The organism is Microbacterium sp. CCH5-D1 (assembly GCF_001557335.1).
GTDB lineage: Bacteria > Actinomycetota > Actinomycetes > Actinomycetales > Microbacteriaceae > Microbacterium > Microbacterium oxydans.
This window is the reverse complement of the sequence record NZ_LSJW01000311.1, coordinates 1-2,626: the sequence shown is the minus strand read 5'-3', so window position 1 is coordinate 2,626 and position 2,626 is coordinate 1. Positions and strand designations below refer to the sequence as shown.

The window sequence follows — 2,626 nt, the reverse complement described above, 5'->3', positions numbered from 1 at the left end:
TCTCGCGATCGACCGCGACACCCGGCACGCGCAGCGCGTCGGCGGCGCGGCCGGAGGAGAGCAGGTCGAGGTAGCGCACCACGAATGCCGACGGTCCGTAGAACTGCTGGTAGAGCGTGGCTCCGCCTGCCCCGAGAGCGGCGACGAGCACGAGGCCGACGACGGCGAGCATCGCCAGGTCGACCCCCAGGCGCGCGCGCCGGGGCGCGCTCGCACGTGCCCGGTCCATGGCGTCAGTCTAGGAGGGCGTCCTGGGGGGACGCCGAGCGTCGGCGGCCGTGCGCGGATGCCGGGACGTAGCATGGACGAGCGCCCTGTCCGTCCGCTGCCCCTGTGAGAACCGTGTCCCTTCCCGCCCTGTCCGAGGAGCAGCAAGAGCTGTTCCGGCTCATCGAGGACACCGGTGAACACGTCTTCATCACCGGACGAGCCGGGACGGGCAAATCGACCCTCCTTCAGCACTTCGCCTGGAACACGAAGAAGCAGATCGCGATCTGCGCGCCGACCGGCGTCGCGGCGCTCAACGTCGAGGGGCAGACGATCCATTCGCTGTTCCGACTTCCGATCGGCCTGATCGGAGATGCGGACATCGATCAGAACGATGCGACCCGCCGCATCCTGAACGCGATCGAGACGCTCGTGATCGACGAGATCTCCATGGTCAATGCAGACCTGATGGACGCCATCGACCGCTCGCTGCGGCAGGCACGGGGCCGCAGGGGTGAGCCGTTCGGCGGCGTGCAGGTGGTCATGTTCGGCGACCCGTATCAGCTCGCTCCCGTGCCGCCGCGCGGCGACGAGGCCCGCTACGTGCAGGACCACTACCGCTCGTTCTGGTTCTTCGACGCGAAGGTGTGGGCGGGAGGTGGCGGTGGGACCGGCGAGTCGGATCAGGACGGCCTGTTCGCTGTCGACACGCGGGCGGAGCTGCACGTGCGCGAGCTCGTGCAGATCCATCGCCAGTCCGACGACGGGTTCAAGGCCATGCTGAATGCCGTCCGCTACGGGCGCGTCACCGCCGAGATCGCCGGGGTGCTCAACACCCAGGGCGCGCGGACGCCGCCCGATCCCGAGCCGGGTGAAGTGCCGATGATCACGCTCGCCACGCGCAACGACATCGTGAACAGCATCAACAGTCGACACCTGGCTGCACTGCCGGGTAAGGAGCAGACCGCGCGCGCAGAGGTGAGCGGAGACTTCGGGAGGGGCGAGGCCGCGCTCCCCGCCGAGTCGGAGCTGAAGCTCAAGGTCGGCGCGCAGGTCATGTTCCTGCGCAACGACACCGCGATGTCTGGCGAGCCGCCGCGCTGGGTCAACGGCACGATCGGGACGGTGGTGCGCATCCTCGGAAGTGCCGTGCGGGTCGACATCGACGGCGAGGAGGTCGACGTCGAGCCCGCCGTATGGGAACGGTTCCGCTACGCGTACGACCAGAACACCAAGAAGCTCACCCGCGACGTGGTGGCCGAGTTCACGCAGTTCCCGCTGCGGCTGGCGTGGGCGGTCACGATCCACAAGTCGCAGGGCAAGACCTACGAGCGCGCGATCATCGACCTCGGCTCCGGAGCGTTCGCACCGGGACAGACGTACGTGGCTCTCAGCCGACTGACCTCGCTCGAGGGGCTCTACCTGTCGCGTCCGCTGCGCCCCCGCGACATCCGCGTGGACGAGGACGTGCGTCGGTTCATGCGCGACGCCTGGCTGGCCGCATCGACGCCGGAGCTGCCGAAGAGCTGAGCGCGGGTCAGGCGGCGGCGCGTGCGCGGTCGAGGTCTTCGAACAGCTCGGTGTTGAAGCGGTAGGCGAGCAGCACCTCGTCGATCACGCGCTCGCGCTCGGCATCGTCCCACGGCGCGGCGTCGAGCTGCTCGCGGTACACGTCCTTGAACGCGGCGGGGTCGGCGATGTCGTCGAACAGGTAGAAGCCGATGCCGTTGGTCTCGAAGCCGAAGCGGCGAGCCATCACGCGTCCGATGAAGATCCCGCCGGACAGGTCGCCGAGGTAGCGGGTGTAGTGGTGCGCGACGAAGCCGCCGGCCCAGGTGGCGCCGACCTGCCGGATGCGGTCGACGTAGCGCTGCGTCGTCGGCAGGGCGACGATCCGCTCGCGCCAGTCGGCTCCGAGCAGGAACTCGAGGTCGGCTTCGAGCGCCGGGAGCCGGGTGAGCTTGTCGGTGATGAAGACGGAGGCCACGGGATCCTGGCGCATGCGGTCACCTGCGGATTCGAGCGCCTCGTAGATGAAGTAGTGCTGAGCGACGAGCGAGATGTAGTCCTCGCGAGACCCTTCGCCCTTCAGGAGGTCGGACATGAAGCCGGCGGTCTCGCTGCGGGAGTGCGATCCGGACGAACGCTCGCGCAGGGCGGCGGAGAAGGAGAGGATCTCGGGCATGAGGCAAGTGTAAGGCTTGCCTTACCTCAGGGGAAGTCCGAGTCGGCAGGCGTGCGCAGTCGCCAGGCGTGCGCAGTCGTCAGGCGTGCGGTCGGGGCTCGACGCCCAGGCGCGCGCACGCGGCGTCGTAGAGTGCCACGACCTCCCGGCGCACGGACGGGCGGTCGGCGATCGGACCGCCGGGCCACGGCACGCGCAGCTCGGTCACGATGCCGTCGCGGGTGATGTCCCATG

2 protein-coding genes and 1 pseudogene are annotated in these 2,626 nt (G+C 69.1%); 1 reads left to right on the top strand and 2 read right to left on the bottom strand.

From position 1 onward, the window contains the following. Positions 1-229, bottom strand: a pseudogene (locus tag AX744_RS18810) (hypothetical protein); the annotation flags it as partial. Between the two features lie 113 nt (positions 230-342). Between AX744_RS18810 and AX744_RS18805 the strand changes: the two are divergent. Continuing rightward, positions 343-1,737: an ATP-dependent DNA helicase gene (locus AX744_RS18805; RefSeq protein WP_046748634.1), complete on the top strand. Its 1,395-nt coding sequence runs from the start codon at positions 343-345 to the stop codon at positions 1,735-1,737. Between the two features lie 7 nt (positions 1,738-1,744). Here AX744_RS18805 and AX744_RS18800 read toward each other — a convergent pair whose 3' ends face one another. Continuing rightward, entirely contained in the window at positions 1,745-2,392 is a 648-nt protein-coding gene (locus AX744_RS18800; RefSeq protein WP_046748635.1) for a biliverdin-producing heme oxygenase, read from the bottom strand. Positions 2,393-2,626 lie beyond the last annotated feature (234 nt).

Coding starts and splice junctions, on each gene's coding strand:
- AX744_RS18800 (WP_046748635.1), bottom strand. CDS start 2,392: ATGCCCGAGATCCTCTCCTTCTCCGCCGCCCTGCGCGAGCGTTCGTCC.